At 50.5% G+C, this 17,067-nt stretch carries 16 protein-coding genes; 10 read left to right on the forward strand and 6 right to left on the reverse strand.

From position 1 onward, the window contains the following. The 10 genes from HMPREF3047_RS02690 to ftsZ form a co-directional block, all read left to right on the forward strand. The coding region (locus tag HMPREF3047_RS02690; protein WP_070712115.1) for a tetratricopeptide repeat protein at positions 1-853 on the forward strand (853 nt) is incomplete at its 5' end. A 44-nt stretch (positions 854-897) separates the two neighbouring features. Further along, positions 898-2,235 (forward strand): UDP-N-acetylmuramoyl-L-alanine--D-glutamate ligase, encoded by a 1,338-nt coding sequence (gene murD, locus HMPREF3047_RS02695; RefSeq protein ID WP_070712116.1) that lies wholly within the window; start codon positions 898-900, stop codon positions 2,233-2,235. Between the two features lie 243 nt (positions 2,236-2,478). Beyond that, positions 2,479-3,975: an amidase gene (locus HMPREF3047_RS02700; RefSeq protein ID WP_070712117.1), complete on the forward strand. Its 1,497-nt coding sequence runs from the start codon at positions 2,479-2,481 to the stop codon at positions 3,973-3,975. Positions 3,976-4,246: 271 nt separating this feature from the next. Then, complete coding sequence (locus HMPREF3047_RS02705) at positions 4,247-5,509, forward strand: FtsW/RodA/SpoVE family cell cycle protein (RefSeq protein ID WP_070712118.1); 1,263 nt, start codon at positions 4,247-4,249, stop codon at positions 5,507-5,509. Positions 5,510-5,513: 4 nt separating this feature from the next. Next, positions 5,514-6,581, forward strand: coding sequence for an undecaprenyldiphospho-muramoylpentapeptide beta-N-acetylglucosaminyltransferase (gene murG / locus HMPREF3047_RS02710; protein ID WP_063076124.1), 1,068 nt, complete (start codon positions 5,514-5,516; stop codon positions 6,579-6,581). Between the two features lie 165 nt (positions 6,582-6,746). Then, the gene (gene murC, locus HMPREF3047_RS02715; protein ID WP_070585180.1) at positions 6,747-8,156 is read left to right on the forward strand and encodes a UDP-N-acetylmuramate--L-alanine ligase; all 1,410 of its coding nucleotides are present in this window, start codon (positions 6,747-6,749) and stop codon (positions 8,154-8,156) included. 87 nt (positions 8,157-8,243) lie between these two features. After that, positions 8,244-9,158, forward strand: coding sequence for a D-alanine--D-alanine ligase (locus HMPREF3047_RS02720; protein WP_070712119.1), 915 nt, complete (start codon positions 8,244-8,246; stop codon positions 9,156-9,158). Next, positions 9,148-9,867, forward strand: a complete 720-nt coding sequence (locus HMPREF3047_RS02725) for a cell division protein FtsQ/DivIB (protein WP_070585175.1) — start codon at positions 9,148-9,150, stop codon at positions 9,865-9,867. Before HMPREF3047_RS02720 ends, HMPREF3047_RS02725 begins: the two co-directional genes overlap by 11 nt. A gap of 74 nt (positions 9,868-9,941) precedes the next feature. Continuing rightward, the gene (gene ftsA, locus HMPREF3047_RS02730; RefSeq protein WP_070585172.1) at positions 9,942-11,189 is read left to right on the forward strand and encodes a cell division protein FtsA; all 1,248 of its coding nucleotides are present in this window, start codon (positions 9,942-9,944) and stop codon (positions 11,187-11,189) included. 253 nt (positions 11,190-11,442) lie between these two features. Continuing rightward, positions 11,443-12,642 carry a cell division protein FtsZ gene (gene ftsZ, locus HMPREF3047_RS02735; RefSeq protein ID WP_070585169.1) on the forward strand — a complete coding sequence of 400 codons (1,200 nt, stop codon included), beginning with the start codon at positions 11,443-11,445 and terminating at the stop codon, positions 12,640-12,642. Positions 12,643-12,761: 119 nt separating this feature from the next. On the opposite strand, the gene ispH is transcribed toward ftsZ, so the two are convergent. The 6 genes from ispH to HMPREF3047_RS02765 all read right to left on the reverse strand — a co-directional run bounded on the left by ispH (position 12,762) and on the right by HMPREF3047_RS02765 (position 17,066). Beyond that, entirely contained in the window at positions 12,762-13,730 is a 969-nt protein-coding gene (gene ispH, locus HMPREF3047_RS02740) for a 4-hydroxy-3-methylbut-2-enyl diphosphate reductase (protein ID WP_070712120.1), read from the reverse strand. Between the two features lie 13 nt (positions 13,731-13,743). After that, positions 13,744-14,250 carry a signal peptidase II gene (lspA, locus tag HMPREF3047_RS02745; RefSeq protein ID WP_070712121.1) on the reverse strand — a complete coding sequence of 169 codons (507 nt, stop codon included), beginning with the start codon at positions 14,248-14,250 and terminating at the stop codon, positions 13,744-13,746. 148 nt (positions 14,251-14,398) lie between these two features. After that, positions 14,399-15,298, reverse strand: a complete 900-nt coding sequence (gene glyQ, locus HMPREF3047_RS02750; RefSeq protein ID WP_003685919.1) for a glycine--tRNA ligase subunit alpha — start codon at positions 15,296-15,298, stop codon at positions 14,399-14,401. Between the two features lie 81 nt (positions 15,299-15,379). Beyond that, on the reverse strand, positions 15,380-15,562 hold the full coding sequence (gene yacG / locus HMPREF3047_RS02755; RefSeq protein ID WP_003682475.1) for a DNA gyrase inhibitor YacG: 183 nt from the start codon (positions 15,560-15,562) through the stop codon (positions 15,380-15,382). Further along, entirely contained in the window at positions 15,559-16,179 is a 621-nt protein-coding gene (gene coaE / locus HMPREF3047_RS02760) for a dephospho-CoA kinase (RefSeq protein ID WP_070712122.1), read from the reverse strand. The genes yacG and coaE overlap by 4 nt, the downstream gene beginning before the upstream one ends. Further along, positions 16,179-17,066, reverse strand: coding sequence for a prepilin peptidase (locus HMPREF3047_RS02765; RefSeq protein ID WP_070712123.1), 888 nt, complete (start codon positions 17,064-17,066; stop codon positions 16,179-16,181). The genes coaE and HMPREF3047_RS02765 overlap by 1 nt, the downstream gene beginning before the upstream one ends. Between the last annotated feature and the right edge of the window lies 1 nt (position 17,067).

Consider the following 17,067-nt stretch of genomic DNA (forward strand, 5'->3'; position numbering starts at 1 on the left):
CGATGCACAGGCAGTGCAGTGGTATCGCAAGGCGGCAGAACAAGGGAATGCACAAGCTCAATCTAATTTGGGCTGGGTTTATGTCAATGGTCGAGGAGTCCGTCAAGATGATACACAGGCAGTGCAGTGGTATCGCAAAGCGGCAGAACAAGGGGTTGCAGAAGCCCAATATAATTTGGGTGTGGCGTATGCAGAAGGGCAAGGAGTCCGTCAAAACGATGCACAGGCTGTGCATTGGTATCGCAAGGCGATAGAACAAGGGCTTGCAGAAGCCCAATATAATTTGGGTGTGATGTATGCCAATGGGAAAGGAGTGCACCAAGACGATGCACAGGCAGTGCAGTGGTATCGCAAAGCGGCAGAGCAAGGACTTGCAGAAGCTCAATCAAATTTGGGTATGATGTATGCCAATGGGAAAGGAGTACGCCAAGACTATGCACAGGCTGTGCATTGGTATCGCAAAGCGGCAGAGCAAGGGTATGCTGCTGCCCAATATAATTTGGGTGGAATGTATGTTAAAGGGCAAGGCGTCCGTCAAGATTATGCACAGACAGAGCAGTGGTTTCGCAAGGCAGCAGAACAAGGGTATGCCAAAGCCCAATATAATTTAGGTTTGATGTATGTTCAAGGGCAAGGCGTCCGTCAAGATGATACACAGGCAGAGCAGTGGTTTCGCAAGGCGGCAGAACAAGGGCATGCCAAAGCCCAATATAATTTGGGTGCGATGTATGCTAATGGACGAGGAGCTCGGCAAAATCCAGTGATTGCCAAAGAGTGGGTTGGTAAGGCTTGTGATAACGGACTACAACAAGGTTGTGATGCTTATCGAAAATTGGATCAGGAAGGATATTGAATCCTTATTCAAAGGCCGTCTGAAAAACTTAGGATAAAACCAAAATGACTTTCCAAAACAAAAAAATCCTCGTCGCCGGACTTGGCGGCACGGGTATTTCCATGATTGCCTATCTGCGCAAAAACGGCGCGGAGGTTGCCGCGTATGATGCGGAGCTGAAACCGGAGCGCGTGTCGCAAATCGGTAAGATGTTTGACGGGCTGGTGTTTTACACGGGCCGTCTGAAAGATGCGCTGGACAACGGTTTCGATATTCTGGCGCTCAGTCCCGGCATCAGCGAGCGGCAGCCGGATATCGAGGCCTTTAAGCGAAACGGCGGACGCGTGTTGGGCGACATTGAATTGTTGGCGGATATTGTGAACCGCCGCGGCGATAAGGTGATTGCGATTACCGGCAGCAACGGCAAAACCACGGTAACGAGCCTGGTCGGCTATCTTTGCATCAAGTGCGGGCTGGATACCGTTATCGCGGGCAATATCGGCACGCCGGTTTTGGAGGCGGAATTGCAGCGCGAAGGCAAAAAGGCGGACGTGTGGGTGTTGGAGCTTTCCAGCTTCCAACTGGAAAATACCGAAAGCCTGCGCCCGACTGCGGCGACGGTGCTGAACATTTCTGAAGACCATCTCGACCGCTACGACGACTTGCTCGACTACGCGCATACCAAGGATAAGATTTTCCGAGGCGATGGCGTGCAGGTTTTGAATTCAGACGACGTGTTCTGCCGCGCCATGAAGCGGGCAGGGCGCGAGGTGAAATGGTTTTCGTTGGAACACGAAGCTGATTTTTGGTTGGAACGCGAGACAGGCCAACTGAAACAAGGCGATGAAGATTTGATTGCTACGCAAGACATCCCGTTGCAAGGTTTGCACAACGCCGCCAACGTTATGGCTGCCGTGGCTTTGTGCGAGGCCGTCGGTTTGCCGCGCGAAGTATTGTTCGAACACGTTAAAACCTTCCAAGGCTTGCCGCACCGCGTCGAAAAAATCGGCGAGAAAAACGGCGTGGTGTTTATCGACGACAGCAAAGGCACGAACGTCGGCGCGACCGCCGCCGCGATTGCCGGTTTGCAAAATCCGCTCTTCGTGATTTTGGGCGGTATGGGCAAAGGGCAGGACTTCACGCCCCTGCGCGACGCGCTTGTCGGCAAGGCAAAAAGCGTGTTCCTGATCGGTGTCGATGCGCCGCAAATCCGCCGCGATTTGGACGGCTGCGGTCTGAATATGACCGACTGCGCCACTTTGGAAGAAGCGGTTCAGACGGCATATGCCCAAGCCGAAGCGGGCGATATCGTGTTGCTCAGCCCGGCTTGTGCGAGCTTTGATATGTTTAAAGGCTATGCGCACCGTTCGGAAGTGTTTATCGAAGCGTTCAAAGCTTTGTAAGGCCGTCTGAAAGATGAAAAGAGGGTTGGTTTTACCGTAAACCATGTGTGTCATTGTCTCAAAGGTCGTCTGAAAACGTTAAGGCAGTTTCAGACGACCTTTTTGCAGCAACGGTAAACTTGTTCCTTGCCTTTATCCGGTGTTACTGTTTCTTAAAATTTGCCTATGCGGGCAAACAGCGAGGCGGAGGGCAGCTATGCCTGACCGACAAAACGTGTGTTTATCAATCCGAAAGGAAAACCCATGAATTTTCAAGACTACATCCGTTACGATGCCGTCGGTTTGGCAGAGCTGATCCGTAAAAAAGAAGTCTCCGCCGATGAAGTGTTGCAGGCTGCTTTAAACCGCTTGGACGAAGTCAATCCCAAGCTCAATCTGTTGGCGCACGATTTGCGCGAACGCGCGGCGGCGTGGCAGGGGTCGTCTGAAAATGCCGATACGCCGCTGGCGGGCGTACCGTTTTTGCTCAAAGACTTGCTGGCGGATTGGGAAGGCGCGCCGACATGGTCGGGTTCGCGTATGATGCAGCATTACATTGCCAAACAAAACAGCGATTTGACCCAAGCCTATCTCGATGCGGGGCTGCGCGTGTTCGGCAAAACCACTACGCCCGAATGGGGCGCGTATCCCGTTACCGAAACCGAAATTTACGGCATCACGCGCAATCCGTGGCATTTGGATTACACCGCGGGCGGCAGCAGCGGAGGCGCGGCGGCGGCAGTGGCTTCGGGCGTCGTACCCGCAGCGCACGGCAGCGACGGTGGCGGCTCCATTCGCTTACCCGCGCACAACTGCGGCGTGTTCGGGCTGAAACCCACGCGCGGCCGCAGCAGTTACGCGCCGAACGCATCGGAGGCATGGCAAGGTTTGGTATGCGACCATGTGTTGACCCGCAGCGTGCGCGACAGCGCGGTTTTGCTGGACATCGCCGCCCAAACCCAAGCCCGCGCCCTGTATGCCTGCCCGCCGCCGCCCGAAAACGGTTTTGCAGACAGCCTGAAACTAGAAACAGGTCGTCTGAAAATCGCTTTTTGGAAACAGACATGGTTTGGCGGCGGTAACGACGAAGGCACGGAAGCCGCGTTCGCCCATAGTTTGAAACTGATGCAAGACACGGGACACGAATTGGAAGAAGCCACGCCCGATTTTGTGCCGCCCGAACAATTAAACCGAGCCGCCCGCATCATCGTCATGGGTGAAACGGCAAAACTGTTCTACCAATATCAATACGAAACCGGACAAAAACTGCCGCACCGCCTGCTTGAGCCGACAACGTGGGCAATGATTGTGCAGGGGCGGCAAATCAGCGCGGGCGAAATGGCTTGGGCGCGCGACGTGATGTTGGCGCAGGAACGTGCCGCCAAAGCATTTTTTACGCGCTACGACGTGTTGATGACGCCCGTCTGCCCGCGCACCACGCCGAAAATCGGCGAGATGATGCCGCCACCCGCCGCGCAAAAAGCCATGCGCCTGCTGTTCGGCACGCTGCGTTTGGGTTTTCTGTTGAAAAACAACCCGTTTTTGGAAAAAGAAGCCGCCACGACGCTGCAATACGTCGGTTATACGTCGCCGCTGAACATGAGCGGCAACCCCGCCATGAGCGTGCCGCTTTACCGGCATAACGGGCTGCCTGTCGGTACCCAGTTCGCCGCCGCACACGGGCGCGAAGACACGCTGCTTAGCCTCGCCGCGCAGTTGGAACAGATACAGCCGTGGGCGGAAATACCGCAGTTGGCTTAGGGTTTGCATGGGATAAAAAGTAGCCTATTTCCCTGAAGAAAAGATTTATACAAGGCCGTCTGAAAACATAAAAGCGTTTTCAGACGGCCTTTTGCCGATATCAAAGGGTAGGGGAGGGCGCAAAGAATGTCGGAATCTGACATCTTTAAAGAATCTGAATTGTTGGTTTGGAAATAAACCTTTAAAATAACGTTAATTCATTTTTTCAGACGGCCTCTTGCCCATTTGCAGGCCGTCTGAATATTTTATTCAAGCCGTTACGGATGTTTTCATGATTAGTCTTTCCAAAATGCTTGACCGGCCGATTGCGCGCGATGGTCGGAAGTTTGATGTTTCTCTCTTGTGGATGGTCGTCTTAATGACGGTCTTCAGCCTGATTATGATTTATTCGGCTTCGATTGCGTATGCGGCATCGGAAGGGGGCAGCCAGTTTTCTTTTGTGTCTAAGCAGGCAATGTTTATCCTGTTTACGGTGGCCATATGCTTGCCGCTTTTCCTGCTGAAGATGAGTTTCTGGCGGCGGATTATTCCGTTTTATTTTGCTGTTTCGGGTTTGCTGTTGTTGCTGGTTTTGTTTGTCGGCCGCGAGATTAACGGCGCGACGCGCTGGATTCATATCGGGCCGCTCAACTTGCAACCGACTGAATTTTTCAAATTGGCGACGGTCTTGTATTTGTCCAGCCTGTTTACGCGTCGTGAAGAAATGTTGCGTGATTTGGATTCTTTGGGTTGGTCGTCTTTGTTTACCGGTATTGGCGATTTGGTGTGCAGCCCCTTTAAAAGTGAAGCTTGGGTAAGGGTAAAGGAACGCTTCCGTAAGTTTAAGACCTTGATTCTGCCGATTATGTTGGTGGCGGTCGGTTTGGTTTTGATTATGGGTCAGCCGGACTTTGGCTCGTTTGTCGTGATTGTCGTGATCACCATGGGTATGCTGTTTTTGGCAGGCTTCCCGTGGAAGTATTTTGCTGTATTGGTGGCAACCGTTGTGAGCGGTATGGGCTTGCTGATTTTGGCCGCGCCCTACCGTATGGCACGTGTGGCGGCGTTTTTGGACCCTTGGAGCGATCCTTTGGGTAAAGGCTATCAGCTGACCCATTCCTTGATGGCGATTGCGCGCGGCGGCTGGTTTGGCGAGGGCTTGGGCGCAAGTTTGGAAAAACGTTTCTATCTGCCTGAAGCGCATACGGACTTTATTTTTGCCGTCATCGGCGAGGAATTCGGCTTTTTCGGGATGCTGGTTTTGGTGTTCTGCTATGGCTGGCTGGTGTGGCGTGCGTTTTCCATCGGCAAGCAGGCGCGTGATTCGGGCTTGATGTTCAGCGCGTATATTGCTAACGGTATCGGTATTTGGATTGGTATTCAAAGTTTCTTCAATATCGGTGTAAACATCGGTATCCTGCCTACTAAAGGCCTGACTTTGCCGTTTATGTCTTACGGTGGTTCGGCTGTCTTTATCATGCTGGTGTGCATTACTTTGTTATTGCGCATTGATTATGAAAACCGCCAAAAAATGCGCGGTTATTCGGTGGAGTAAAACCATGAGCGGTAAAACTTTTATGCTGATGGCCGGCGGTACGGGCGGCCATATTTTCCCTGCATTGGCGGTTGCTGAGTCGCTGCAAAAGCGCGGCCATCATGTGATTTGGCTGGGCAGTCAGGATTCGATGGAAGAGCGTATCGTGCCGCAATACGGCATACGCTTGGAAACGCTGGCCATTAAAGGTATACGCGGCAATGGCATCAAGCGCAAGCTGATGTTGCCGTTTACGCTGTATAAAACTGTCCGCGCGGCGCAGCAGATTATTAAGAAACACCGTGTCGAGTGCGTTATCGGTTTTGGCGGTTTCGTTACTTTCCCCGGCGGCTTGGCGGCAAAAATTTCCGGTGTGCCGATTGTGATTCATGAGCAAAACGCCGTAGCCGGTTTGTCCAACCGCCAACTGTCGCGTTGGGCAAAACGTGTTCTGTATGCTTTCCCGAAAGCCTTTCAACATGAAGGCGGATTGGTGGGTAACCCTGTCCGTGCCGATATTGCGGCATTGCCTGTTCCTGAAGAACGCTTTGAAAACCGTCAAGGCCGTCTGAAAGTTTTGGTGGTGGGCGGCAGTTTGGGTGCGGATGTGTTGAACAAAACCGTTCCGCAAGCTTTGGCATTATTGCCTGAGGCTGCCCGTCCGCAAATGTATCATCAGTCCGGCCGCAATAAATTGGGCAACCTGCAGGCGGATTACGATGCATTAGGTGTGCAAGCCGAGTGCGTGGAATTTATTACCGATATGGTATCCGCCTACCGCGATGCCGACTTGGTGATTTGCCGTGCCGGTGCGCTGACGATTGCCGAGCTGACGGCTGCTGGTTTGGGTGCATTGCTGGTGCCGTATCCGCATGCGGTAGATGACCACCAAACAGCCAATGCGCGTTTTATGGTGCAGGCCGAAGCCGGTTTGCTGCTGCCGCAAACTCAACTGACGGCAGAAAAACTGGCCGAAATCCTCGGTGGATTAAACCGTGAAAAATGCCTGAAATGGGCGAAAAATGCCCGTACCTTGGCGTTACCGCACAGTGCGGACGATGTGGCGGAAATTGCCATATCTTGTACCGAATAAGCAGGCAGACTTTGTTCAAGGCCGTCTGAAAAGTTAATTAACGGCGTTTCAGACGGCCTTTATTGCTTTTGTTAAAATTCCTTTACAATAAAAGCATAGCGCAGAAGCGGATAGCCCTTTAAAATAACGCCTTTACGCACTAAAAACCAACCGGAACGCAACGTTATGATGAAAAATCGAGTGACCAACATCCATTTTGTCGGAATCGGCGGCGTCGGCATGAGCGGTATTGCCGAAGTTTTACACAATTTGGGCTTTAAAGTTTCCGGTTCGGATCAGGCGCGTAATGCCGTTACTGAGCATTTGAGCGCTCTCGGCATCCAAGTTTACCCAGGTCATACTGCCGAACACGTCAATGGTGCCGACGTGGTCGTTACCTCTACTGCGGTCAAAAAAGATAATCCGGAAGTTGTTGCCGCGTTGGAACAGCAGATTCCCGTGATTCCGCGCGCGTTGATGTTGGCAGAATTGATGCGCTTCCGCGATGGTATCGCCATTGCCGGTACGCACGGTAAAACCACAACCACCAGCCTGACCGCTTCTATTCTCGGCGCGGCAGGACTCGATCCGACTTTCGTTATCGGCGGCAAGCTCAACGCAGCAGGTACCAACGCCCGTTTGGGTAAAGGCGAATACATCGTTGCCGAAGCCGACGAATCTGATGCCTCTTTCCTGCACCTGACCCCGATTATGTCCGTCGTGACCAATATCGATGAAGACCACATGGACACTTACGGCCACAGTGTTGAGAAACTGCATCAGGCGTTTGTGGATTTCATCCACCGTATGCCGTTTTACGGTAAGGCCTTCTTGTGTATCGACAGCGAACACGTCCGCGCGATTTTGCCCAAAGTGAGCAAGCCTTACGCGACTTACGGCTTGGACGATACTGCCGATATCTATGCAACCGATATTGAAAACATCGGCGCGCAAATGAAATTTACCGTTCATGTCCAAATGAAAGGACATGAGCAAGAGCCGTTTGAAGTTGTTTTGAATATGCCCGGCCGCCACAACGTCCTCAATGCGTTGGCGGCTATCGGCGTTGCGCTGGAAGTTGGCGCATCGGTTGAAGCGATCCAAAAAGGCTTGCTCGGCTTTGAAGGTGTCGGCCGCCGCTTCCAAAAATATGGCGACATTAAATTACCAAACGGCGGAACCGCTTTGCTGGTGGACGATTATGGCCACCATCCTGTCGAAATGGAAGCAACCCTTTCCGCCGCACGCGGTGCATACCCTGAAAAACGCTTGGTCTTGGCTTTCCAACCGCACCGCTATACCCGTACACGCGATTTGTTTGAAGACTTTACCAAAGTCCTCAATACCGTTGATGCTTTGGTGTTGACCGAAGTTTATGCCGCAGGCGAAGAGCCGATTGCCGCGGCCGATTCCCGCGCCTTGGCGCGCGCCATCCGCGTATTGGGCAAACTTGAGCCTATTTACTGCGAAAACGTTGCCGACTTGCCGCAAATGCTGCTGAATGTTTTGCAGGACGGCGATGTTGTGTTGAATATGGGTGCCGGCAGCATCAACCGCGTTCCGTCTGCATTGGTGGAATTGTCAAAACAATCATAATAAACAGGCATATTTGCCTTTGAGGACAGATAGGTCGTCTGAACAATATTCAGACGGCCTGTATCAGTATTTAAGAAAGTGGAAATTATGCAGAATTTTGGCAAAGTGGCCGTGTTGATGGGCGGCTTCTCCAGCGAGCGCGAAGTTTCGCTGGACAGTGGCGCCGCTATTTTGGCTGCCTTGAAAAGCAAAGGCATCGATGTCCATGCGTTCGACCCCAAAGAAACCCCGTTGTCTGAATTGAAAACACAAGGTTTTCAGACGGCCTTCAATATTCTGCACGGCACTTTCGGCGAAGATGGCGCGATTCAAGGCGCGTTGGAGCTGATGGGTATTCCTTACACCGGCAGCGGGGTGGCTGCTTCCGCGCTGGGTATGGACAAATACCGCTGCAAACTGATTTGGCAGGCTGTAGGCTTGCCTGTTCCTGAGTTTGCCGTATTGCATGACGACAGCGACTTTGATGCCGTTGAAGAAAAATTGGGCCTGCCGATGTTTGTGAAACCCGCCGCGGAAGGCAGTAGCGTCGGTGTGGTAAAAGTCAAAGAAAAAGGCCGTCTGAAAAGCGTTTACGAAGAATTGAAACATTTGCAGGGTGAAATTATTGCCGAACGCTTTATCGGCGGTGGCGAGTATTCTTGCCCGGTATTGAACGGCAAAGGCCTACCGAGCATTCATATTATTCCGGCTACCGAGTTTTACGACTACGAAGCCAAATACAACCGCGACGATACGGTTTATCAATGCCCGTCGGAAGATTTGAGCGAGGCGGAGGAAAACCTGATGCGCGAACTGGCTGTGCGTGGCGCGCAGGCGATTGGTGCGGACGGCTGTTCGCGCGTGGACTTTCTGAAAGATACGGACGGTAAACTGTATCTCTTGGAAATCAATACCTTGCCTGGTATGACCAGCCACAGTTTAGTGCCAAAATCTGCAGGCCATACCGGCGTAGATTTTGCTGATTTATGTATTGAGATTTTGAAGACCGCTCATGTGGGATGATGCAGGCGCACTGGGTCGGCTGACCCGCCGGCTATTGGTGCTGATGACCTTTCTGTTGATAGGTTCGGGCATAGCTTGGCTTTACAATTCCAAATATTTCCCGGTGAAACAGATTGCCATTCAGGGCAAGCTGAAATATGCTTCCGGCAAAGAATTGCAAACCGTTGCACGAGAGCATATCAGGGGTAATATGTTCCGCGCCGATATTGATTCGGCGCAGGCCGCTTTTCAGGAATTGCCTTGGATTGACTCGGCAATGGTACGCCGCCGTTTTCCGGAAACCGTGGAAATTATCCTGACCGAGCGTGTGCCGGTTGCACACTGGCGCGCTGGCGGCTTGGTGGACAGTAAGGGTAATGTGTTTGCTGCAAGCCTGAAACAGGACCTGCCTATATTTGAAGGGCAGCAGGGGACAGGCAAAGACATGGTCAAACATTATGCGGACTTTTCCGGTATTTTGAGCCCGTTGAAACTGACCATCAAAGAATTGATCTACACGCCGCGTTCGGCATGGCTGCTTGTATTGAACAATGGCATTACCGTGCGCTTGGGGCGTGAAAACGAAATCAAACGTTTGCAGCAGTTTGCCCAGATTTGGCCATCGCTGCTGCGTAAAAAACAAAGTCGTATCGAGTATGTCGATATGCGTTATAAGGATGGTTTTTCAGTCCGTTACAGGCCGCCTGAAAACCCTTCCGACAGTGAATAGCCGATTAGACGTGAAGCAATCTTGTTTCAAAAATAATCAAACCGTCAGTCAGACAACATAGCGAACGAGCAATTATGGAACAACAACAAAATAAATATATCAGTGCCTTAGACATTGGTACGTCCAAGGTCATCGCCTTAATCGGTGAGATTCGGGAAGATAACGAAATCCACATTGTTGGCTTGGGTCAAAGCCCTTCACGCGGCCTGCGTGCAGGTATGGTGACCAACATTGACGCCACTGCGCAAGCCATTCGTCAGGCGGTAGAAGATGCCGAGCTGATGGCAGATACCAAAATTTCCCACGTCGTTACCGGTATTGCCGGTAACCATATCCGCAGCCTGAATTCACAAGGCGTGGTCAAAATTAAAGATGGCGAAGTATCGCAAGCCGATATCGATCGTGCCATCGAAACGGCCAAAGCCATCAATATTCCGCCTGATCACAACATCTTGCATACCGTGGTTCAAGAGTACATCATCGACAACCAACCTGGTGTGAAAGAGCCTATCGGCATGAGCGGCGTGCGTTTGGATACCCGTGTACACATCATTACCGGTGCGAACACTGCTTTGCAAAATATCCAAAAATGTATCCAACGTTGTGGCCTGCAAATGGATCAAATCATGCTTCAGCCTTTGGCAAGCGGTCACGCCGTTTTGACTGAAGACGAAAAAGATTTGGGCGTGTGCGTTATCGATATCGGTGGCGGTACAACCGACATCGCGGTTTATACCAATGGCGCAATTCGCCATACTGCGGTGATTCCCGTTGCCGGCGATTTGATTACCAAAGACTTGGCACAAGCCTTGCGTACGCCGCACAGTGCAGCTGAGTACATCAAAATCCATTACGGTGCTGCGATTCCGACTATGGACGGCTTGGATGAAATGATTGAAGTTCCTAGCGTTGGCGACCGTCAATCACGTCAAATTTCACGCCGTGTATTGGCTGAAATCATCGGCCCGCGCGTAGAAGAAATTTTGGAATTGACGCTGAACGAATTGCGCCGCTCCGGTTTCCCTGAAGAAGTGCTGACTTCCGGTATCGTTTTGACCGGTGGTGCTTCTATGTTGACCGGTATTGTTGAGTTGGCGGAAGAAGTCTTCAATCTGCCAGCGCGTATCGGTGTTCCACAAGAAATGGGCGGTGTATCTGAGCGTATCCGCAATCCACGCTATTCAACCGCCATCGGTCTTTTGCAGGCTGCAAGAGGAGAGGAAGACGGCGCGCCGGTGACAGGTGCCATTGTGGTTCATGATCAGGCTGAAAAAATCAGTCTGTGGGCAAGACTGATGAAATTCGTTAAAGACAATTTCTGATAAAAGTTTTCAGGGCAGGCGGTGTAGCAACCGTTTGTCCTGAATATTTAAGTGAGATTAAACGGTTTTAAATAATTGCTAAGTGAATAATTTAAAACTTGTATATTTTCTGTTAAAAAATGTAGTAAAAATATAACGCTGACAGCCGAATGGTAAGAAGATTTTTGCCAGTATCTGGATACTTCTTATATAATACGGATAATGAGTTATTTTTGAACCGTCCTTAATAAAGCGGGGCGCGGAGGATTATTGAATGGAATTTGTTTACGACGTAGCAGAATCAGCAACGAGCCCTGCTGTTATTAAAGTTATCGGTTTGGGTGGCGGTGGCTGTAATGCCATCAACAACATGGTTGCCAACACCATTCATGGTGTTGAGTTCATCAGTGCCAATACCGATGCGCAATCATTGGCTAAAAACAATGCGGCTAAACGCATTCAATTGGGTACAAACCTGACTCGCGGTTTGGGTGCCGGTGCAAATCCTGAAATCGGTCGCGCCGCTGCTCAAGAAGATCGCGAAGCCATCGAAGATGCCATCCGCGGTGCAAACATGCTGTTCATCACTACCGGTATGGGTGGTGGTACAGGTACCGGCTCTGCTCCTGTTGTGGCTGAAATCGCTAAAGAAATGGGTATCCTGACCGTTGCGGTTGTGACTCGTCCGTTTGCTTACGAAGGCAAACGCGTACATATCGCTCAAGCAGGTTTGGATCAACTCAAAGAGCGCGTCGATTCCCTGATCATTATCCCGAACGACAAATTGATGACTGCCTTGGGCGAAGACGTGACCATGCGTGAAGCTTTCCGTGCGGCAGACAATGTACTGCGTGACGCGGTTGCCGGTATTTCCGAAGTGGTTACTTGCCCGAGCGACATGATCAACTTGGACTTCGCCGACGTGAAAACCGTGATGAGCAATCGCGGTATCGCCATGATGGGTTCAGGTTTCGCGCAAGGTATCGACCGTGCCCGTTTGGCTACCGATCAAGCTATCTCCAGCCCGCTCTTGGATAACGTTACTTTAGATGGCGCACGCGGTGTATTGGTAAACATTACCACTGCTCCTGGCTGCCTGAAAATGTCTGAGTTTAACGAGATTATGCGTATCGTCAACCAAAATGCACACCCTGAAGTGGAATGCAAATTTGGTGCTGCCGAAGACGAGAGTATGAGCGAAGACGCTATCCGTATTACCATCATTGCTACCGGCTTGAAAGAAAACGGTACTGACAACCAACTGCGTGCTGCTGCCCGTACCCAACAATTGGTACGCGGTGCGGAAGAAGCGCCCCAAGCTCAAAGCCAAAGCAATGCTGAAAGCCTGGTTCGTACTAACCGCAATATCCGTTCTATGAACCTGACTGCGGCTGATTTCAGCAACCAGTCTGTGCTGGATGACTTTGAAATTCCTGCTATCTTGCGCCGTCAGCAACATACTTCTGATAAATAATCAGGATCATGTATGAAAAGACCTGCCTTTAAGGCGGGTCTTTTTTATTAGTAAAATATACTTAAGGCCGTCTGAAAATTTTCAGACGGCCTTAAGTTCAAATAAAGCAAATAACAAACTTACCCTTTATTGAGAATTTGTTTGTTTTCGCCCTCACGACGCAATTCTTTGGGCAAGACAAATACAATGCTTTCTTCTGCGCCTTCACCTTCGCGTATGGTCTCGTGTCCCCAGTCTTGAATAGTTTGTAATACTTCTCTGACCAAGACTTCAGGCGCAGATGCCCCGGCAGTGACACCGACCTTGGTTTTGTTTTCAAACCATTCTTTTTTCAGATAGGTAGCATTATCGACCATATAGGCATCAACTCCGCGCAATGCGGCTACTTCACGCAAGCGGTTGCTGTTGGAAGAATTGGGCGAGCCGACAACAATCACGAGATCGCATTCTTCGGCTAATTCTTTAACAGCAGTTTGGCGATTGGTTGTAGCGTAGCAAATGTCTTCTTTGTGCGGATTGCGGATATTGGGGAAGCGTTGATTCAAAGCTGCAATAATGTCTTTGGTTTCGTCTACCGATAAAGTGGTTTGGCTGACGTAGGCCAGTTTGTCAGGATTTTTGACGTTCAGTCCGGCTACATCTTCCACTGTCTCAACCAGAAACATTTTGCCCGGAGGCAATTGTCCCATCGTACCTTCCACTTCGACGTGGCCTTTGTGGCCGATCATAATGATTTCGTAATCTTGCTCATCGAGGCGGGCTACTTCTTTATGAACTTTGGTTACCAGAGGGCAGGTAGCATCAAAAACGCGGAAACCACGTTGTGCCGCTTCTTCCTGTACGGCTTTGGATACGCCGTGAGCAGAGTAAATCAGTGTGGCGCCCTTTGGGACATCCGCCAAGTCATCGACAAATACGGCACCTTTTGCCCGAAGATTATCCACGACGAATTTGTTGTGAACGACTTCATGGCGGACGTAAATGGGCGCGCCGAACTCTTCGAGTGCACGTTCAACAATGCTGATGGCACGGTCAACACCGGCACAGAAGCCGCGTGGATTGGCAAGGATAATGGTTTTTTGAGTCATGTGTGTTCCGTTTTCAGACGGCCTTTGTGTCGTTTGAAGGTGTTTTTTTGTGCAGCAAACCGTCTATTACCAAGCAAACTGCGCCAACGCAGATAAAGCTGTCGGCAATGTTAAATGCGGGATAGAACCAGTTTTGCCAATAGAAAAGCAGAAAATCGACAACGTGGCCGTGAATCAGACGGTCAACCACATTGCCAATTGCGCCACCGATAATCATGGCTGCCCCTAGTTTGCCCCAGCGTCCAAACTCATCGCGCCAGATGGCACGGGCCAAATACAGGCTGATGACGACGGCCAGACCTAAAAAGAAGAATTTTTGCCAGCCGCCTTGGTCGGCCAAAAAGCTGAATGCCGCGCCTAGATTATAGGCAAGCGTCAGGTCAAAAAAGTCTGGAATGATATTGAGGCGTTCGCCTTCGGTAAAGTGTTTCAAGATTTCCCATTTGCTCAGTTGGTCAAGAATGATGGCAACGAGGGAAAGTAAGAAAAAGGGCGTTTTTGCAGAAGAGGATGAACTCATGTTTTCAGACGGTTTATGTAATAAAGGGCTTATTTTACCTGAAAGCAGGCAGGAAGTGTTTGCGATGGCATCGACGTTAAGGTCGTCTGAAAATAGAAACGCCGCCACTTGAATGCATCAAAGGGCGGCGTGGTAAGTATGTGCGGACTTATTGGTTTTTAAGCAATGGGAAGCCCAGTTTCTCGCGGCTTTCAACGAATTTTTGAGCAACGATACGGCTCAGCGCACGAATACGGCCGATGTAGGTTGCGCGTTCGGTAACGGAAATGGCGCCGCGTGCATCCAAGAGGTTGAACGTATGGCCGGCTTTGAGTACAAGCTCGTAAGCAGGCAGGGCAAGACTGGTGTCCTCAACTGCAAGTAGGCGTTTGGCTTGTTCTTCATAGTCGTTGAATTGGCGCAAGAGCCAATCGGCATCGCTGTATTCGAAGTTGTAGGTGGATTGTTCGACTTCGTTTTGATGATAAACGTCACCGTAAGTGACGATGTTGCCATCAAGGGTTTTTGCCCAAACGAGGTCGTACACGTTTTCTACGCCTTGCAAATACATGGCGAGACGCTCGATACCGTAGGTGATTTCACCGAGTACAGGGGAGCAGTCGATACCGCCGACTTGTTGGAAGTAGGTGAATTGGGTTACTTCCATACCGTTGAGCCAAACTTCCCAACCCAAGCCCCAAGCACCGAGAGTAGGGTTTTCCCAGTCGTCTTCGACAAAGCGGATGTCGTGTACTTTAGGGTCGATACCCAATTCGCGCAGGGAATCGAGGTAGAGGTCTTGAATATTGGCGGGAGCTGGTTTGAGCGCAACTTGGAATTGATAGTAATGTTGCAGGCGGTTGGGGTTGTCGCCATAGCGGCCGTCTTTGGGGCGGCGGCTGGGTTGAACGTAAGCGGCAAACCAAGGCTCCGGGCCTAATGCGCGCAGGCAGGTGGCTGGATGCGAAGTACCGGCACCGACTTCCATATCGAAAGGTTGGATAACGGTGCAGCCTTTGTCTGCCCAGTAGTTTTGTAATTTAAAAATAATTTGTTGGAAGGTGAGCATGGTGGATGGAATAGATTGGAATAAAGAGGGTATTTTACTGTTTTGAGCCTGTTTTGGATAGGCTGAAGGAAGCAGAGCAGTTTATTTGCCGTCCAATAGGTCTGAAAAGGGGTCGTCTTCCGAAGAAACGGTGTATTTTTCTTGTGCCCATTCTCCTAAATCAATGAGTTTACACCGTTTGCTGCAGAAAGGGCGGTAGGGGCTGTCGGTGTTCCAAACGACTTCTTTGTGGCAGGTCGGACATTTTACAACAGGAGCAGTCATGCAGTTTCTTTCAGTGATTGTGCAATGGATTGATAGTATTGATGCAAGCGGGCAACCTTGATTTTTGCTTCTTCCAAGCTATGGGTATTGTCTAATACATCGTCGGCATGAAGCAGTCTGTCAGATTGAGAAGCTTGGGTGGCCATGATTTGACGCGTTTGTTCTTCTGAAAAACCATTGCGTTGATGTACGCGTTCGATTTGGACGGACTCTGGAACATCTACAACCAAAATACGGTCGGTCTCCGCTTTAAATGCCGGATTCTCAATCAAAAGCGGTACATCGACAATGCCGTAGGCGTATGAGGCAAGTTGTTGTTTCTGCTGTTGGATTTTGTTTAAGATTAATGGCAGAAGCAGATTTTCCAGTTGTTTCTTGGATTGAGGCCGTCTGAAAACTTCTTCCCGTAAAGCCGTACGATTCAGACGGCCTTTGCTGTCAAAAACCTCATCGCCGAAAAGCTGGCGGATGGCTGGAAGCGCTTCACCGTTTTCAGCGGTCAGTGAGCGGCTGATGGCATCGGCATCGATAATGGGTACGCCAAGTTCGGCAAACATTTGGGCGATAGATGATTTGCCGCTGCCGATACCGCCGGTCAAGCCTATCCATAATGTCATTATCGGAATCCTGATTGTATGAGCCACCATTGTACCAGTTGGGTAATAGGTGCATTGGCAACCAAAATAATCCATCCTGCTACAGCGAGGCTGGGACCAAAAGCAAAATACTGACCTTTACCGACGCGGGCGATGAGTGCGCCTAACAGCCCGACTAAGGCAGCCATGAAGATCAGAACAGGCAAAATTCCTACGCCCAGCCATGCACCGAGTGCGGCCAAAAGTTTGAAGTCGCCATTGCCCATACCGATTTTACCGGTCAGAAGTTTATAGACGGCGCATAAAGCATAAAGGCTCATATAGCCTGCGATTGCACCCCAAACGGCTGAATGTAGGGGCACGAATGTATCGTTCAGATTAAACAGCAGGCCGATCCAAATTAGGGGCTGAGTCAGGCTGTCGGGCAAATATTGCGTATCAGCATCGATAAAGGTCAGCGCAATCAATATGGCAGTCAGAATGAATCCGCCAATAGTCGCCCATGACCAGCCGTATTGCCATGCGACAATACCGAATAAGACACCTGTCAGCAGCTCAATCAACGGATAGCGTATGCTGATATGGGTTTTGCAGGCGTGGCATTTCCCACCTAGGAAAACATAGCTGAGGATGGGTATATTTTGCCAAACTCTGATCGGACTTTTGCATTTTGGGCAGCGTGAATCCGGTTTACGCAGATTAAATGGCTGTTTTTCTTCGTCTGTCAGCTCGATGCCCAAATGCTCTTTGGAAAATTGTGTCCATTCACGCTCCATCATTATCGGCGTGCGATAAATGACGACGTTCAGAAAGCTGCCAATCAGTAATCCCAAAATAACGGCTAAAGGAATAGCGAATGGGGCAAGAACGGAGAGGGCGTCGATGGCAGAGTAAATACTATCAAGCATA

Source organism: Neisseria sp. HMSC075C10 (genome assembly GCF_001815615.1).
Taxonomy (GTDB): domain Bacteria; phylum Pseudomonadota; class Gammaproteobacteria; order Burkholderiales; family Neisseriaceae; genus Neisseria; species Neisseria subflava_A.